This is a genomic window from Bacillus coahuilensis m4-4, from assembly GCF_000171615.1.
Classification (GTDB): domain Bacteria; phylum Bacillota; class Bacilli; order Bacillales; family Bacillaceae_K; genus Bacillus_T; species Bacillus_T coahuilensis.
On the sequence record NZ_ABFU01000051.3, the window covers coordinates 89,705 to 108,111 of the forward strand.

At 39.2% G+C, this 18,407-nt stretch carries 12 protein-coding genes and 4 pseudogenes; 12 read left to right on the top strand and 4 right to left on the bottom strand.

The features are described 5' to 3' along the window. Positions 1 to 141: 141 nt before the first annotated feature. Positions 142 to 1,263 carry an alanine dehydrogenase gene (gene ald, locus M44_RS13120; RefSeq protein WP_010174325.1) on the top strand — a complete coding sequence of 374 codons (1,122 nt, stop codon included), beginning with the start codon at positions 142 to 144 and terminating at the stop codon, positions 1,261 to 1,263. Between the two features lie 749 nt (positions 1,264 to 2,012). On the opposite strand, the pseudogene M44_RS23140 reads toward ald, so the two are convergent. Continuing rightward, positions 2,013 to 3,101 (bottom strand): annotated as a pseudogene (locus M44_RS23140) (M24 family metallopeptidase). A 233-nt stretch (positions 3,102 to 3,334) separates the two neighbouring features. Between M44_RS23140 and M44_RS13140 the strand changes: the two are divergent. The 3 genes and pseudogenes from M44_RS13140 (at position 3,335) to M44_RS23145 (ending at position 5,712) form a co-directional block, all read left to right on the top strand. Continuing rightward, on the top strand, positions 3,335 to 4,015 hold the full coding sequence (locus M44_RS13140; RefSeq protein WP_010174333.1) for a metal-dependent hydrolase: 681 nt from the start codon (positions 3,335 to 3,337) through the stop codon (positions 4,013 to 4,015). 42 nt (positions 4,016 to 4,057) lie between these two features. Continuing rightward, entirely contained in the window at positions 4,058 to 4,333 is a 276-nt protein-coding gene (locus tag M44_RS13145; protein ID WP_010174334.1) for a hypothetical protein, read from the top strand. Between the two features lie 73 nt (positions 4,334 to 4,406). Continuing rightward, positions 4,407 to 5,712: pseudogene (locus M44_RS23145) on the top strand (DRTGG domain-containing protein). Between the two features lie 28 nt (positions 5,713 to 5,740). On the opposite strand, the gene M44_RS13155 reads toward M44_RS23145, so the two are convergent. Further along, complete coding sequence (locus M44_RS13155; RefSeq protein ID WP_010174336.1) at positions 5,741 to 6,046, bottom strand: YtpI family protein; 306 nt, start codon at positions 6,044 to 6,046, stop codon at positions 5,741 to 5,743. 90 nt (positions 6,047 to 6,136) lie between these two features. Here M44_RS13155 and M44_RS13160 point away from each other — a divergent pair, with 90 nt between their 5' ends. Beyond that, positions 6,137 to 7,087: a DHH family phosphoesterase gene (locus tag M44_RS13160; RefSeq protein ID WP_010174337.1), complete on the top strand. Its 951-nt coding sequence runs from the start codon at positions 6,137 to 6,139 to the stop codon at positions 7,085 to 7,087. Positions 7,088 to 7,125: 38 nt separating this feature from the next. Here M44_RS13160 and M44_RS25450 read toward each other — a convergent pair whose 3' ends face one another. After that, on the bottom strand, positions 7,126 to 7,437 hold the full coding sequence (locus M44_RS25450) for a sporulation membrane protein YtrI (protein ID WP_010174339.1): 312 nt from the start codon (positions 7,435 to 7,437) through the stop codon (positions 7,126 to 7,128). Positions 7,438 to 7,627: 190 nt separating this feature from the next. Beyond that, on the bottom strand, positions 7,628 to 7,960 hold the full coding sequence (gene ytrH, locus M44_RS13170; protein WP_029326882.1) for a sporulation membrane protein YtrH: 333 nt from the start codon (positions 7,958 to 7,960) through the stop codon (positions 7,628 to 7,630). Between the two features lie 149 nt (positions 7,961 to 8,109). Between ytrH and dnaE the strand changes: the two genes are divergently transcribed. The 7 genes and pseudogenes from dnaE to pyk all read left to right on the top strand — a co-directional run bounded on the left by dnaE (position 8,110) and on the right by pyk (position 18,399). Next, positions 8,110 to 11,457 carry a DNA polymerase III subunit alpha gene (gene dnaE / locus M44_RS13175; RefSeq protein WP_010174342.1) on the top strand — a complete coding sequence of 1,116 codons (3,348 nt, stop codon included), beginning with the start codon at positions 8,110 to 8,112 and terminating at the stop codon, positions 11,455 to 11,457. A 91-nt stretch (positions 11,458 to 11,548) separates the two neighbouring features. Then, positions 11,549 to 12,787, top strand: a complete 1,239-nt coding sequence (ystJ, locus tag M44_RS13180) for an NADP-dependent malic enzyme (protein WP_010174343.1) — start codon at positions 11,549 to 11,551, stop codon at positions 12,785 to 12,787. 20 nt (positions 12,788 to 12,807) lie between these two features. Next, a complete protein-coding gene (locus M44_RS13185; RefSeq protein ID WP_237705284.1) occupies positions 12,808 to 13,377 on the top strand; it encodes a FadR/GntR family transcriptional regulator in 570 nt (189 codons plus the stop codon). A gap of 100 nt (positions 13,378 to 13,477) precedes the next feature. Then, a pseudogene (gene accD / locus M44_RS23155) lies at positions 13,478 to 14,349 on the top strand (acetyl-CoA carboxylase, carboxyltransferase subunit beta). Continuing rightward, the gene (gene accA, locus M44_RS13195) at positions 14,342 to 15,316 is read left to right on the top strand and encodes an acetyl-CoA carboxylase carboxyl transferase subunit alpha (RefSeq protein ID WP_010174345.1); all 975 of its coding nucleotides are present in this window, start codon (positions 14,342 to 14,344) and stop codon (positions 15,314 to 15,316) included. Before accD ends, accA begins: the two are co-directional and overlap by 8 nt. 336 nt (positions 15,317 to 15,652) lie before the next feature. Then, entirely contained in the window at positions 15,653 to 16,612 is a 960-nt protein-coding gene (gene pfkA / locus M44_RS13200) for a 6-phosphofructokinase (RefSeq protein WP_010174347.1), read from the top strand. Positions 16,613 to 16,638: 26 nt separating this feature from the next. After that, positions 16,639 to 18,399: pseudogene (gene pyk / locus M44_RS23160) on the top strand (pyruvate kinase). Positions 18,400 to 18,407 lie beyond the last annotated feature (8 nt).

Here is an 18,407-nt window from a genome sequence, read left to right on the forward strand (position 1 = left end):
ATTGTAATGACTGTAGAAAAAAAATACGAATAAAATAAAGCTATTTTATATACTTTTTGTTACAATGAAAGAGCTTACATGAATTATTATTGAAAGTATGCAAAAGTATTCAATTATTAAGAGGAAGTTGGAGGTATTGCTATGAAAATTGGTGTGCCAAGAGAAATAAAAAACAATGAAAACCGAGTGGCGATGACACCGTCTGGAGTAATTCACTTAGTACAGTCAGGTCACGAAGTGTATATAGAAATGAATGCTGGTGAGGGATCAGGTTTTACTGACCAGGATTACATCGTAGCAGGTGCACACATTGTTTCTACGGCAGAAGAAGCATGGTCAATGGAAATGGTTATGAAGGTAAAAGAACCACTTCCAAGTGAATATAAATACTTCCGTGAAGGGCTCATTTTATTCACATACCTACATTTAGCTCCAGAGCCAGAATTAACGAAAGCTTTGATTGATAATAAAGTGGTTGGAATTGCTTATGAAACGGTTCAATTACCAAATCGATCTTTACCACTGTTAACACCGATGAGTGAAGTAGCGGGAAGAATGTCTACTCAACTTGGTGCACAGTTCTTAGAGAAAATACACGGTGGTAAAGGGGTATTATTATCAGGTGTACCAGGTGTTCAACGTAGTAAAGTGACCATTATTGGTGGTGGAGTAGCAGGAAAAAATGCTGCCAAAATGGCGATAGGACTAGGCGCAGAGGTTCGAATTATCGATCTAAATCCGGAGCGTTTACGTCAATTAGATGATATTTTTGGGAATGACGTCACTACGTTAATGTCCAACCCATACAATATTGAACGTGCTGTAGCAGAATCTGATTTAGTAATTGGCGCCGTATTAATTCCAGGTGCAAAAGCGCCAAAACTCGTGACAGAGGATATGATTAAAAAAATGACTCCAGGGTCTGTCGTAGTGGATATCGCAATCGACCAAGGTGGAATCTTTGAAACGACTGATCGTATTACTACTCATGACGACCCAACGTATGTAAAGCATGAAGTGGTTCATTATGCAGTAGCCAACATGCCAGGTGCCGTTCCAAGAACTTCTACCATTGCCCTAACAAATGTAACGGTTCCATATGCTGTTCAAATTGCTAACAAAGGCTATCGCAATGCATGCTTAGAAAACGAAGCTCTTTTAAAAGGAATCAATACATTAGGTGGATATGTGACATATCAAGCCGTTGCAGATGCTCATGGATTAGTTTATTCTGATGCGAATACACTATTAGAGCAAGTATAAGAGATGAAAGTGGTTAGGTGAAACCTTTTGGGTTTCACCTTTTGTTTTTTTTAGAGAGTATGAAAAAAATTGCAAGGGATTCTTTGGGAGTGAAGTATAAGTTTTAGGGCAGGATGTAAATTCTGATGGATATGCAATCGTGCCAAAGCTGGAAGCCGGACGTAAAAGTGGTAGGTGCACGCAAATGTGACGGGTGCACGCAAAGAGGAAAACCCGCACGCAAGAGGAGGAAAAGTGCACGCAACAGGTCAAAAAGTGCACGCAAAAGGGTGAGAGACGCACGCAAAGTTGGTGGGTGCACGCAAAGGAGAGAAACCCGCACGCAAGAGGAGGAAAAGTGCACGCAAATGGTCAAAAAGTGAACGCAAAAGGGTGAGAGCCGCACGCAAAGGGAAAACCCGCACGCAAGAGGAGAAAAAGTGCACGCAAATGGTCAAAAAGTGAACGCAAAAGGGAGAGAGCCGCACGCAAAAGTAGCAGTTGCACGCAAAGTGGAGAAACCCGCACGCAAGAGGAGAAAAAGTGAACGCAACAGGTCAAAAAGTGAACGCAAAAGGGAGAGAGCCGCACGCAAAGTTGGCAGGTGCACGCAAACCCCCGCACGAACATCCATCAATACCTGAGAACCGCATGCGAACCGGCCAAGGAGCCCATCTTCAACTAAGAAAAATCTCCCATATAAAACCTCCTCATAAAAAAAGACAAATACCTCAAAGCATTTGCCTTCCCAAATGACTTTTTTAATTCTCTCACGAAATAACCTGCAAGGTTTTAGGGAACTTTGTCAATGTTTCATACCCGTTTTCTGTTACGACTACATCATCTTCAATGCGCACTCCTGCAACATTTGGTACATAAATACCTGGTTCGATCGTAAATACCATTCCTTTTTCCATCAGCAGTGGGTTGGTTTCTGTAAGAGAAGGGTACTCATGAACACTTACTCCAAGTCCGTGACCTAGACGGTGAGGGAAGTAGTTTCCGTAGCCTGCTTCACTAATAATGTTCCTTGCTGTAAGGTCAAGCTCTTTGGCAGACACGCCTGGACGAACTTTTTCAAGAGCCGAGAGTTCTGCTTGAAGAACGGTGTCATAAATGTTTTTTTGTTCATCTGAAATGTCACCATATGCAACCGTTCTAGTGATGTCAGAGCAATAACCGTTGTGGACGACTCCTAAATCAAATAGTACGAGGTCTCCCTTTGAAATGGGAGTTAGACCTGGGGTTCCGTGTGGGCTCGCTCCATTCTTACCTGTAAGAACCATGGTTTGGAACGACATTTCACGTATTCCTTTTTTCTTTTAGTTCATATTCTATGGCTGCGATGATATCAAGCTCTGTTTTTCCTTCACTGATTTCGCTTACTCCAACCTCTATAGCAAAATCCGCCAGGTCTGCTGCTTCTTTTAAAATATGTAATTCTTTTTGATCTTTTATCATGCGTAGTACCTGAAGTTTTTCTTCTACGTTACTCGTTTCTTTAACATCTAAGTAATGGTGTAATGCTTCAAGTCGTTCTACATTTAAGTGAGTCTTTTCGATGGCCACTCTGTCTAACGGACCAGTTATGCGTTGAATCAATTCCCAAGGATTTTCAATATCCGTGTAACCGAGGATTTCATCACAGTAGCCGGAGTGCTTGGCATCCTCTACTTCCATTTTTGGCACAATCAATAAGGGAGCTTTGTCTGGAAAAATAAAATAAGCCCAAAAGTCGCTCATGTGGGAAGCTTCTAAAGCCTGATAAGTAAAATACGTTTTCTGTAGAAGTGACTAAACATGCATCCTGCCCATTTTCTTTTTAGCCAAGCTTGTAGTGAATCCATACGTTTATTCATTTGGATATCCCTCCTAGTCTTCATTAGACTATCAGTTCTCACATGAATCAACAACTTCTTCATTATAATTTTACTCTTTTATACAAGGCTCTTCGGATTCCGCAAAATGATTTCGCTTTTAGAGAAGGGGGAGAATTCAAATTTGTAGGGTTAAATTCGTGAAGGAAGTGGAAAAAAAGAGGAGGTCAGGATTTTTATAGAAGTGATACATATCAAATTAGAGGAGTGATAGTGTGAAGGTTTCGTATCATGGTCATTCAGTGGTAAAAGTACAAACAGACTCTCATTCGATTTTAATTGACCCATTTATTAATGGGAATAGTCAAACAGATTTGAACGTAGAGGACGAGCAACCGGATGTCATCCTCATTACACACGGTCATAATGATCATGTTGGGGATACAGTAGCATTAGCAAAAAAGAAGGATGCATTAATTATTGCTAATTTTGAAATAGCCTCCTTTTTAGCGAAATATGGGGTCCGCACACATGGGATGAGTATTGGAGGAGCCTATTCCTTTGATTTTGGACGAGTTAAATTAACTCAAGCTTTTCATAGTTCATCCTATACAACAGAAAACGAAGAAATCATCTATTTAGGCATGCCAGCAGGAATAGTACTATCTATTGAAGGAAAGACCATTTATCATGCAGGTGACACTGGATTATTTTCAGATATGAAGCTCTTAGGAGAATTTGAGTCCATTGATGTGGCTTTTTTACCAATAGGAGATAATTTTACAATGGGGCCAGAGGACGCAAAAATTGCAGCTAAGTGGACTGGAGCTAAGCGGGTCATTCCGATGCACTACAATACATTCCCAAAAATCGAGCAAAATCCTCAACAATTCGTTGAAAGTCTTGAAGAGGGTGTGGGTTGGTATATGAAACCTGGAGAGACGTTAACCTTATAACAAGTAAAAGAACATCTCTACGAAAAGAGGTGTTCTTTTTATATGAAGGATTCAGTATATATATTAGTACAAGCTGATAAAGGGGAGAGTCTGATGCAACGATATTTATTAGTGTTTCTATTAGCCTGTTTACTGTTATATTTTGCTGTTCCTAGGTTATCAATGACTTTAGATCACATAAGTGGGATCTATGCGCTTTGCTGGTTAATGCTCGCCATTTTTGTTATTGCAGGAAATCTTTCTGCCCTTTTATTTCCTAAGAATCGAAAACGGTACGACACGCGTGCTAAAAAAGCTGTGCGTCGGGTAAGAGGCTAGAAGAAAATTGAATAACTTCCACTTTCGCCTTATAATGAACGTATTGGATTGATCCGTTGGAAGGTGAAGTGATTTGACAACAAAACATGAATTAATTCTTCAATTTATAAATGAATTACCTGTTGGTGAAAAATTTCTGTTCGCCAAATAGCAAAGAGTTTACAAGTTAGTGAAGGAACGGCTTATCGTGCCATCAAAGAGGCGGAAACAAAGGGTTTCGTTAGTACGATTGAACGAGTTGGGACCATTCGAATTGAGCATAAGAAAAAGAGAATTTCGAACGACTTACGTATGCTGAAGTCATTAATATTGTTGATGGTCAAGTGCTTGGCGGAAAAGCAGGTCTGCATAAAACATTAAACAAGTTTGTGATTGGCGCGATGAAAATGGAAGCGATGATGCGCTATACAGGTGCCGGAAATTTACTTATCATTGGGAATCGTACCGGTGCCCACGAACAAGCCTTATTAGCTGGCGCTGCTGTTCTTATCACAGGGGGGTTTGATACGGATCCCCACGTGAAGCAGCTAGCAGATGAACTTGAACTACCGATTATCTCTACTAGTTATGATACATTTACAGTAGCGACAATGATCAACCGTGCTATATATGATCAGCTCATCAAAAAGGAAATTGTGTTAGTAGAAGATATACTAACTCCAATTGAAAAAACAGCATTTCTTACTACGGATGATACGGTGGGGAAATGGTATGAATTAAAAAGCTCTACTTCCCATAGTAGATATCCTGTTGTTGATCCAAATATGAAAGTAGTCGGAATCATTACATCAAAAGATGTATTAGACGTGGAACAAGACGTACTAATCGAAAAAGTGATGACGAAAAATCCGATTACAGTTCCATTAAAGTCAAGTGTTGCCTCTACGGCTCACATGATGATTTGGGAAAGTATCGAATTGTTGCCTGTCGTGTCGGAGCAGAGTAAATTACAGGGGCTTGTAAGTAGGCAAGACGTTTTAAAGGCTCTTCAGATGGTACAGAGACAGCCTCAAGTTGGTGAAACTCTTGATGATACTGTGACAAAAGGTTTATTAACAGTGGATAAGGAAGCAGGGAGATATTCATTTCCTGTAACTCCTCAGATGACGAATCGATTAGGTGCCATTTCGTACGGTGTATTTATGACAATCGTTACCGAGGCGGCCAATCGAGTGTTAAGGTCCCAAAAAAAAGGTGATATTGTAGTAGAGAATATCACCATATACTTTATTAAACCGATTCAATTAGAGAGTACAATTGAGATCGTTCCACGCATATTAGAAGCGGGAAGGAAATTTGGAAAGGTTGATATTGAAGTGTACCATGAGCAAGTCATGGTAGGAAAAGCTATGATGGTATGCCAGCTTTTAGATCGATAAATAAATAGAAAAAAAGGCCTTATTTGGCCTATTTCGCTTGAATCTTAGATTTCTCTTCAATAGCAAGTGGCAGGTAATATTGATAGAGCTTGATTCCACCCAGGATGCTGATGGCTCCTACGATCATAAACACTGCCGCTACAATGTACGTGACAGTCCCTTGATAGAGAAAAAGTTGATTTAATCCAAAGAAGAAGACAAAAATTCCTAATGATACACTAGACTTACCAGAAATAAATTTTTTCTCCATTGGAAGATTCGATCGAACGGTTTGAATCTTAAAATATACATAGAATGCTAGTGATAGCACAATCAAAATAACAAAGACTGGCATAAGACCCCTCCAGGTTAGTAAAAATTCACTTTTTATTGTACCCCTTTTTTCGTTGAATTTCTACATATTGTGCTAGTAAAGGAGAGCAAGATGAAGCAATTAATCTTAGATCAGATCAAACAATATGATACCATCATCATCCATCGTCATGTTCGTCCAGATCCAGATGCATATGGGTCTCAAGGTGGTTTGGCGGAAGTGATTCAAGCCTCTTTTCCAGAAAAGAACGTCTATACTGTAGGGGAAGAAGATCCTTCACTCTATTATTTAAGACGCTTAGATTCCATTTCAGAAGAACATTTTCATGGTGCGCTTATCATCATATGTGATACAGCTAATCAAGAAAGAATTTGTGATAGAAGATATGAATTAGGTGATAAAGTAATTAAAATCGACCATCATCCAAACGAAGATCCATACGGTGACCTTCTTTGGGTAGATACCTCTGCTAGTTCTTGCAGTGAAATGATTTATGAATTTTATCAGTTTGGAAAGGACCAAGGTCTTACCCTTTCAGATGAAGGAGCAAGATTATTGTTTGCCGGTATTGTCGGAGATACTGGACGATTTCTTTATCCGAGTACCACTCAAAAGACGTTTGACATAGCAGGTGACCTGATTAAATACAATTTCGATCGAAATGAATTGTTCGACAACATGTATGAAGTTGACGAAAAAGTCCTTAAGCTTCAAGGATATATTCTTCAAAATTATGTTCGTAAGGATAATGGTGCAGCCCATGTTTCGTTAACGAAGGAGCTTTTACAAGAGTTTGATGTGAATCCTTCTGAAGCATCACAGTTGGTTAGTATTCTTGGTGGGGTTAAGGGTGTGAAGGCATGGGTGTTCTTTATTGAAGAATCCGACCAAATTAGAGTGCGTCTTCGCTCTAAAGGACCTATCATAAATACCATCGCCAAAAGATATAACGGAGGAGGACACCCCCTTGCTGCTGGTGCCTCTCTCTATAAGTGGCAAGAAGTTGAAGCGGTCCTACTCGATTTAGATCATGCGTTAGAAAAAGAAGAAAAAAATCAATAAAATAAATAATGCTTGGACCATGGTCCAAGCATTATTTATTAGGCAAGCTTCATTTCTAACACGATTTGAAGTGATGTAAAAAAATACATCTCTTTCACTTGGAATGTGTAATTTTTCTTATTTATTTTCATTACTTTATTTTCAAGCAGCTTGATGATTAATTCTTTATTTGTAAATATGGTTTCTAAGTCTTTGTTTATCACTAGATTTAATTCTTTAACTAATAGCTCTTCTGCTTGCTTAATGGTATAACTGTCTTGTAGATCGTATTTCTTTGCATTCGCAATCTTTACTTCTACAGTCTGAATAGTTAGAAGTCTTTCGTTTTTTTCTATTAAGCTCCTTTGCATCCTCAAAGTAAATGTCTTTTTGTCTTTCGACTTCCTCTAGTTCACTTTTTAACTCAAGAATATCCATGCTAAGCTTCTCTTGTAATGAACCAAAAATAAAATAAAAAAATCATCCAACTAACGATGCCTCCAAGAACACAGCCAACAAAAAACCGCTGCCAGCTTGGGATTCTATAATAAGGAGGAATTCTCATGTGGACATACTTTCTTGGCAGAACCAGTTAATCATGTGAGCCCCAACGTATGCTCCACCCATAGAAGATAGAATAAGTAAAAATTGCTTAACTAAATCTTTTGTTTCACCGTCTAATAAGCCTTTTTCAAAACTATATAACGTGTCGAAGGTTCCACCAAGAGCAGCTATTATGGCCCATATTCGCAGAATTTTAGATAAGCGGTGGATCTCAGAAAGAGGAGGTTCTCCCATTAAAAAAGCTCCTAGCCCCCCTAAAAATGATCCACCTACAATTACGCCAAAAGACGGTAAAAAAACATTTAATAAATTGTGGCATAAAGGCTTCAGCCATGTACATCATCCTTTACGAAGTCATTAGTACACTATATGGGACAAGAAGGAAGAATATGAAATCCCAAGAGGAGAACATATTTTCTTTTTTTTAGAATAGACCCTATAATAAACAATAAGAAGTTTGCGAAAAAGGAGGGATACAGATGTCCTTCGTTCATTTACAAGTTTGGAGTGCGTATAGTTTATTAGAAAGCACGATCAGTATAGAAAAATTAGTTCAAAAAGCGAAATCAGATGGCTACACACACCTTGCATTAACGGATAAAAATGTTATGTACGGTGTCATTCCTTTTTATCAGGAGTGCAGGAAAGCTGGGATTCAACCTATCATAGGGGTAACGGCTGATATTTTGCATGATGACGATACCATTCATCCATTAGTACTACTCGCAGAAACCGAGAGAGGATACAGAAATTTAATGAAAATCTCTTCTGTCATTCAAACGAAGCCAGAAGGTGCTATCCCTTTTAAATGGCTAAAAGGGTACAAAGAGGGTCTAATTGCCATCACACCAGGGGAAGATGGGAAGATTGAAGATGAGCTAACAAACGGTGCCGTAGAAGCGGCAAAGAAGACCATCTATTCATACCTGAGTATCTTCTCCTCACACAATTTCTATTTAAGCATCCAGTGGCAGACTACCCACATTCAGAGTGAGCTAAAACAGCTGGGAAAAGAGACAAGTACACCCATACTTTGTAGTCATCCAGTTCGTTACTTAACAAAGGAGGAAGCTTTTGCGCAAGAATGTCTATTAGCTATACGAGACGGCAAAAAGCTATCTGAAGATGATCGTACTATTCTCCCTTCAAATGAATATGATTTTAAGTCACCGAGTGAGATGGTAGAACTATTTTCAACCGAGTGGGGATGTCTTCAGAATACGGTATCTGTTGCGAAGAGATGTCATATAGAAATTCCGCTGCAGCAATCCCTGTTACCGAAATATCCGTTGAAAGAAGGAACTAGTCCCATAGATGCTCTCTCCAGCCTATGCAAAAAAGGACTCAAAGAACGAGTGCCTTATCATCATCATACCTATGTAGAGCGATTACAATATGAACTCTCTATTATAGAAAATATGCAATTTGAAGATTACTTTCTCATTGTGTGGGATTTTATGAAGTATGCAAGAGAGCATGACATCGTAACAGGGCCAGGTCGTGGATCTGCTGCTGGGTCCCTTGTAGCATATGTTTTACATATTACAGATGTTGACCCCATAGAACATCACTTGTTATTTGAAAGGTTCCTAAACCCTGAGAGGGTATCCATGCCAGATATTGATATTGATTTTCCAGACCATCGAAGAGACGAAGTGATTCAATATGTTAAGGATAAATATGGAGAGCTCCATGTAGCTCAAATTGTTACGTTTGGAACTTACGGGGTGAAGGCAGCCTTAAGAGACGTGGCAAGATCATTTGGATTTAATACAAAAGAGATGGAACGATTATCTAGAATGGTACCAACTACGCCTGGAACAACCCTTGTGAAAGCCTATCGGGAGTCGAAGCAGCTTCAAGAATTTATTAAGGAATCAGACCTTCATCAGAAGTTATATAAAACCGCAGTGTTACTGGAAGGTCTACCGAGACATACAAGCACACATGCAGCTGGTGTAGTAATAAGTGAAAGGCCACTTGTGGACATTGTACCCATTCAAACTGGAAGTAATGGAATCTATTTAACCCAATATTCGATGACCGTACTTGAAGAAATTGGATTATTGAAAATGGACTTTCTTGGCTTACGGAACCTAACCATTTTGGAGCAGCTTGTTAAAACGATTAATCGTTACAGCAAGGAAGAGTTTAAACTTGATCAAATTGATCAAAATGATTCTAAAACGTTTGAACTATTATCAAAAGGGGATACCTCGGGGATTTTCCAATTAGAATCAGAGGGCATGAGAAAGGTTTTGCTTTCACTTAAGCCTTCGGGGTTTGAGGATATTGTGGCGGTAAACGCTTTATATCGACCTGGTCCAATGGAAAATATACCGGATTACGTTGAAAGAAAGCATGGCCGAAAGCCTATCCCTTCCATTCACCCAGATATTGACTCCATCCTAAATGTAACAAAGGGAGTGATTGTATACCAAGAGCAGATTATGCAAATTGCCTCTGTGATGGCTGGGTTTTCGTTAGGAGAAGCGGATCTACTTAGAAGAGCCGTTAGTAAAAAGAAAGCAGATGTCCTGCAAAAAGAACGGGAGCATTTTGTTCAGGGTGCCACTGCAAAAGGGTATCCTGTGAAGCTTGCTAACGAGGTATATGATTTAATTGTTAAATTCGCAAATTATGGATTTAACAGAAGCCATGCTGTCGCTTATAGTATGATTTCGTACCAATTAGCCTATATTAAAGCACACTTTCCGTCCTATTTTCTGGCTGCGTTGTTAACCTCTGTCATTGGGAATGAAGATAAAGTAGCCGCTTATATTCACGAGGCGAGAAAAAAGAATATTGATCTATTCTCTCCTTCCATCAATCGAAGCTACTATTCTTTTTTTGCAACTAAGAATGGGATTACGTACAGTTTAGGAGCTATAAGAGGGGTCGGAGTGAAGGCTTACCAAGAAATTCTTCGGGCAAGGAATGAAAAACCATTTGAAGACTTGATGGATTTCTGTTTGAGAGTAGATTCTAAGGTCGTAAATAGGAAGACCATTGAAAGTCTAATCTATGCAGGAGCGCTGGATGAATTTAAAAAGGATCGTGCTGTCTTATTAGCTAGTTTAGATGCGGCATTAGATCATTCAGATCTTTTAAAGCCGAAAGGTAGTGATTTTGCCCTATTTGATGAAGAGGACATGCTTCTACTTCGTCCAAAATATGTCGAGATTGAACCTATGCCAACCGATATAAAGTTGCAATATGAACGAGAAGTGCTAGGCATCTATTTAAGTGATCATCCATTACGGCAATTTGAAGGATTACAAAGAAGAATAGGGGCACTTCCACTATCCGACACTCCTATTGGAAAAAAGGAACATGATCATATCGTATATTTATCAGAGGTCAAACCCATCCGTACGAAAAAAGGCGATGTTATGGCATTTGTAAAGCTAACAGACCAAACTGGAGAAGTGGATGGTGTAGTTTTCCCTGAACAATACAGAAAATCAGCAGGGTTATTAAAGAATGGAGCAATCCTCTTAATAAAGGGCTATATGGAAATTAGAAATGACCAAAAGCAATTAGTTATTCAATCCATTCATACAATGGAGCAGGCGGAGGAATTATCTCTAGCTTATGCAAAAGCCCTGTATATCCGACTGACTAAAACGTCAACAGCGGAAGATGATTTGCTAGAAGAAATTAGAGAGCATTTGCTTCAATCTAGGGGAAAAACAAACGTGATATTACATTTCGAAAAGGACCAACATTCAATCCAGCTTGATCAAAAATACTCGGTAAAACCAACAAATCAATGGTTAATGGAATTGGCAGAATTAGTAGGGGAAGAGAATATCGTTTTACAATAATCCTTTACATATTCTCTTAATTTGATATACTTTTAAAAGACGAAAAGTGGTCAGACCACTTTAGGTTTTGCTGCTAGGAGGAATGGAAGAGTTGTCATTACGTGAAGAAGCGTTATTTATGCACCAAGAAAATCAAGGGAAACTAGAAACCGTTTCAAAGGTCCAAGTGAAAAATGAAAAAGACTTAAGTCTAGCCTACTCACCTGGAGTGGCAGAGCCTTGTAAAGAAATTTATGACAAACCTGAAACGGTCTATGATTATACAATTAAAGGAAACACCGTTGCCGTTGTTTCAGACGGAACGGCTGTATTAGGGTTAGGTAACATAGGACCAGAAGCTGCCTTACCGGTTATGGAAGGGAAAGCTGTATTGTTTAAAAGCTTTGCAGGAGTCGACGCATTTCCTATCTGTCTAAATACAACGGATGTGGATAAGATTGTGGAAACGGTAAAGCTATTAGAGCCAACCTTCGGAGGAATTAACTTAGAAGATATAGCGGCTCCCAATTGTTTTGAAATTGAGGAGAGATTAAAAAAGGAAACCAATATCCCAATTTTCCATGATGATCAACACGGAACAGCTATTGTTACGGTGGCTGGATTAATCAATGCACTAAAACTGATTGGAAAAAGCTTCTCTGAAATAAAGGTAGTGGCTAACGGAGCGGGTGCTGCTGGGATTGCGATCATTAAGCTTCTTTATCACTATGGAGTTAGAAATATAATTATGTGTGATAGTAAAGGAGCAATCTACGAAAATCGTCCACAAGGAATGAACAAAGTTAAGGACGAGATTGCAAGTTTTACCAATAGAGAAAAGATTACAGGTTCCCTTCAAGATGCAATGGTGGGTGCGGATGTATTTATCGGTGTATCCGTTGAAGGGGCCGTAACAGAAGAAATGGTTAGAAGCATGAATGATGATCCGATTATTTTTGCAATGGCCAACCCTGTTCCAGAAATCATGCCAGATATAGCGAAAAATGCTGGAGCAAAAGTAATTGGAACAGGGCGTTCTGATTTTCCTAATCAGGTGAATAATGTGTTAGCGTTTCCGGGTATTTTTAGAGGAGCTCTTGATGTAAGGGCAACACACATAAATGAAAAAATGAAACAGGCGGCAGCTGAAGCGATTGCTGAATTAATTACCCTTCAAGAAATTACGAGCGATTACGTTATTCCCAAACCATTTGATCCTCGTGTTGCACCAGCCGTAGCAAGAGCTGTTGCAAAAGTGGCAATGGAAACAGGAGTCGCAAGGAAACAGGTTGATCCTGAAGAAGTTTACAAAAGAGCCTTTACACTATCTGCAATCGATAAAGGTGAGTGAATAAATAAGTGGAGAGAAAAGTGTATTTAGATATCGTGAAGAAATTGCGTGATCTCATTACCACAGAAAAGCTTCAAGCAGGTGATAAAATTCCATCAGAACGAGAACTCTCAGAGCGACTACAAGCAGGTCGCTCTTCTGTTAGAGAAGCCTTACGAGCCTTAGAGCTACTTGGGTTAATTGAAACAAGAAGAGGAGAAGGAACGTTTCTAAGAGACTTTAGAGATCATCAATTAGTTCCCTTACTGGGTATGTTCATCTTAGAAAATGAACAGGCTCGTGGAGATGTATTGAAAACCAAAGTGATTATTGAAGAACATTTATTTCAACTCTTTCTAGCAGAATGTCTGCTAGAGAAAAAGAATATGAATGTAGTATTGGAAGCAAATACGATTGAATCCTTATTTCAAGAAATGTTTTCAATGGTATCAAATAAATTGCTTTACAAGATTTGGGTTATTTTAAAAGATTATGACCTTCGAGGAAAACAGGTAAATGAAGAGGATGTAAAACCATTCAAACAGGCTCTTAAAGGGTCAGATATTGCTTCAATCAGGAATGAGTTTGCAGTGTTACAAAAATTGTCGTAACACATGTGACAATTAGTAACAACTTTTTAGATGCAGGTCCTGTAAAGTGATAGGATACAAGTCCTTTTTCTAATGAAGCAGAACTAGGGGGTAAGGGATGTTGATTAGAGACTTATTTGCAAAAGGCAAGAAGAAGAAGTATGCGACCATTCCTTCTGAAGCAGCGAAGAAGGATGTGCCTGAAGGGCTTATGACGAAGTGTCCTAATTGTAGAAAAATTATGTATTCAAAAGAACTAACAAAAAAGTAATAAAGTTTGTGTTCATTGTCATTATCATCACCCTATGAGTGGGTATGAGCGTATTTATAGTTTACTAGACAAGGGAACATTTAAAGAAACTCATCAAGAGCTTCAATCTGGCAACCCTCTTAATTTTCCTGATTATGAGGACAAGCTAAAAAAAAGATCAAGAAAAAACGGGCTTAAAAGAAGCCATTGTAACAGGAACTGGAGAAATAGAGGGTAAGAAGGTTAGCTTGGCGGTAATGGATTCTAGATTTAGAATGGGAAGTATGGGATCTGTCGTTGGCGAAAAAATTACGAGAGAAATTCTTCATGCAAAAGAGATGAGAACACCATTTATCATTTTTACAGCAAGCGGGGGTGCCAGAATGCAAGAAGGCGTTTTATCTCTAATGCAAATGGCCAAAACGAGCGCTGCACTGAAATCTTTTAGTGATCATGGTGGACTATGTATTGTTGTCATGACTCATCCAACTACAGGGGGAGTTTCTGCTAGCTTTGCATCTTTAGGTGACTATAACTTTGCAGAGCCTGGTGCATTAATTGGATTTGCAGGTCGACGAATCATCGAGCAGACGATTCGAGAAGAACTTCCTGAGGATTTTCAAACGGCTGAATTCTTATTGAAGCATGGTCAGCTTGATGCTGTTATAGACCGACGAGAGCTAAAAGAAAAGCTAGCCTTGCTACTAGAACTTCATTCTAAGGAGGGATTGACTCATGAATGAACTTTCTTTTGAAAAGCCGATAATAGAACTTCGTAATAAGATTAAAGAATTAAGAGAGTTCACAGAGAGCTCGGATGTGGATTTGCACGATGAAATTCAAAAGCTTGAAGAACGGTTAGAAAAAGTAGAGAAGGAAGTCTATGAGAACATGTTACCATGGGATCGTGTTCAAATCGCTCGTCATCCCTCTAGACCGACTACACAGGACTATATAGATATCTTATTTCAATCCTTCTTCGAGGTTCACGGTGATCGTTTATTTGGAGATGACCAAGCAATTGTTGGGGGAGTAGCAAGCTTTGAGGGAACTCCTGTAACGGTGATTGGTCACCAACGAGGTAAGGATACGAAAGAGAACTTAAAACGAAACTTTGGGATGCCACATCCAGAAGGGTACAGAAAAGCTCTTCGAATGATGAAGCAAGCAGAGAAATTTAACCGTCCCATTATTTGCTTTATTGATACAAAAGGGGCATATCCTGGAAAAGCTGCCGAGGAACGGGGTCAAAGTGAAGCGATAGCGCGCAATATTTTTGAAATGGCAGGTTTAAAGGTGCCTATTATTTGTGTGGTCATAGGTGAAGGTGGTAGTGGTGGTGCTTTAGCTTTAGGAGTAGGCGATCGCCTCTATATGCTTGAAAATTCTACGTACTCGGTTATTTCTCCTGAGGGTGCTGCAGCACTGCTTTGGAAGGATGCTTCAAAGGCACAAGCAGCAGCCGAAACAATGAAAATCACAGCACCGGACCTGAAGGAATTAAAAGTTATTGATGAAATTATTCCAGAGGTGCGAGGCGGAGCCCATAAGAACGTTACGGAACAAGCAGAGTATATTCGACAAATGTTACGTTTGTCACTTGATGATCTAATTGGAATGTCAGCTGAACATTTGGTTGAGAAGAGATTAGAAAAATACCAACGAATTGGTGAAGTAGTCGTTTTAAATGAAATGACTGGGGTAAACTAAAATGTACACATCCGTGTACATTTTCTTTTTTGGTTATTTTATTAACAAAACACTATCACCATAGTGAAAATACATTTTAACCCATTAAACACCTAAATATAGGTAAATAAAACGCTTTCAGTTAACGGACAATTTCGTCTATTTTTAATACTCTCTGCTATGTATTGAGAAGGCTTTCGCTTCATGGTATTTTAGAAATAAACAATAGAGTGTCTGTCCATACTAGAAAAGGTGTAGCCATTCATTTTCCTACTTATAAGGATAGATAACTCATGTGAAATAATTAACAAGAATATAATCCTACATATTCTTTACCAACTAAAGAGGTGATGACCAATGAAAAGAATCGGTGTATTAACAAGTGGTGGCGATGCTCCAGGAATGAACGCAGCAGTACGAGCTGTTGTTCGTAAAGCCATCTATCACAATGTTGAAGTATACGGTGTATATCAAGGTTATAACGGATTAATTAATGGGAATATTGAAAAACTTGAGTTAGGTTCTGTAGGTGATATTATTCACCGTGGTGGAACAAAGCTTTACACAGCACGCTGTGAAGAGTTTAAAACTCGCGAAGGTCAACAAAAAGGGATTGAGCAATTAAAGGCTCATGGTATTGAAGGACTAGTTGTGATTGGCGGAGATGGCTCTTATCGTGGTGCGAAGGCATTAACAGAACAAGGTTACCCGTGTGTAGGTGTACCAGGTACGATTGATAATGATATACCAGGTACTGAATTAACGATTGGTTTTGATACGGCATTAAATACAGTTATTGACGCCATTGATAAAATTCGTGACACAGCTACTTCTCATGAGCGTACATTTATTATCGAAGTAATGGGTAGAAATGCTGGCGACATCGCATTATGGTCTGGTCTAGCTGGCGGTGCAGAGACCATTCTGATTCCTGAAGATAATTATGATATGGATGAAATTGTTAGTCGTCTGAAGAGTGGTCAAGAACGTGGTAAGAAACACAGTATCATTGTTGTGGCTGAAGGAGTTATGTCAGGAGACGAGTTTGCAAAATCACTTAAAGAAAAAGCGAACTTAGAAACGCGCGTATCTGTATTAGGTCATATTCAACGTGGTGGTAGTCCAACAGCAGCTGACCGAGTATTAGCAAGTCGCTTAGGTTCTCGTGCCGTTGAATTACTAATGGAAGGTAAAGGCGGTCGTGCTGTAGGAATTGAAAAAAATGAACTAGTCGATTATGACATCATTGAAGCACTTGCAATGCCACATGTAGTAGATCTAGATATGTACAAGTTATCTAAAGAATTATCAATTTGATTAGGTTTCATATGGAGGGAAAGATAATGAGAAAAACGAAAATTGTTTGTACCATTGGACCAGCTAGTGAAAGTATGGAACGTTAACGCAGCTAGTTGAAGCTGGATTAAACGTAACGCGACTTAACTTTTCACACGGTGATTATGAAGAGCATGGTGCTAGAATTAAAACGATTCGTGAAGTAGCAGAAAAAACAAGGAAAAACAATTGGAATTCTATTAGATACAAAGGGACCTGAGATTCGAACAAACCAAATGGAAAATGGAGCAATTGAACTTGTTGCTGGTAACGAAATCATTGTGTCAATGAACGAAGTGCTAGGTACAACTGAAATGTTCTCAATTACATATGAAGGTCTAGTGGAAGATGTAGAACCAGGCTCTAAGATCCTTTTAGATGATGGTTTAATCGGCTTAGAAGTGATCGAAGTCAACAAAGCTGCAGGTGAAATCCGAACGAAAATCATGAATTCGGGTACACTGAAAAACAAAAAAGGCGTAAACGTACCAGGTGTTTCTGTAAACCTACCTGGAATTACAGAAAAAGATGCAAGCGACATTCGCTTTGGTATCGAACAAGGTGTTGATTATATCGCGGCTTCATTTGTACGTCGTGCATCAGATGTTCTTGAAATCCGCCAACTTTTAGAGGAATCTAACGCAACACACATCCAAATCATCCCTAAAATTGAAAACCAAGAAGGTGTAGATAACATCGACGAAATTCTTGAAGTATCAGATGGTTTAATGGTTGCCCGTGGAGATCTTGGTGTTGAAATTCCTGCTGAAGAAGTACCTTTAGTTCAAAAAATGTTAATTAAGAAATGTAATGCACTAGGGAAGCCGGTTATTACTGCGACTCAAATGCTTGATTCTATGCAACGTAACCCTCGTCCAACTCGTGCTGAAGCAAGTGACGTAGCGAATGCTATCTTCGATGGTACGGATGCCATCATGCTTTCTGGTGAAACAGCTGCAGGTGATTACCCTGTAGAAGCAGTTCAAACGATGAACAATATCGCTTCTCGTGCAGAAACAGCGTTGAACTACAAAGAAATCTTAACGGCACGCAGCAAGAATGCTGATCGTAACTTAACTGATGCGATTGGACAATCGGTTGCCCATACAGCGTTAAACCTTGATGTCAATGCCATCATTGCTCCAACTGAAAGCGGACATACGGCAAAAATGATTTCTAAATATCGTCCAAAAGCTCCAATCATTGCCGTTACGGCTAACCAAGGTGTATCTCGTCGTTTAGCTCTTGTTTGGGGAGTATATCCTCAAGTTGGATCTAAAGTAGATACAACGGATGAAATGCTTGAAGGAGCAATTGAAACAGCGTTAAAAACGAACCATGTTAAATGTGGTGACTTAGTTGTTATCACAGCTGGCGTACCAATTGGTGAAAGTGGTAATACAAATCTTATGAAGATCCATATTATTGGAGACCAGCTTGGGAAGGCACAAGGAATTGGCCGAAAGTCTGCTTATGGTAAAGTAGTTGTCGCTAAAACAGCTGCTGAAGCAAACGAAAAAGTAACAGAAGGTGATATTCTAGTTACAATCGGTACGGACAAAGATATGATGCCTGCACTTGAAAAAGCATCTGCCATCATCACTGAAGAGGGCGGAATTACATGTCATGCAGCAGTGGTAGGAATTAACCTAGGAGTTCCTGTAATTGTTGGACTTGAAAATGCTACATCTTTATTAAAAGATGGCCAAGACGTAACAGTCGATGCTACTCACGGGATTATTTATAACGGACGTGCATCTGTATTATAATGAAGGAA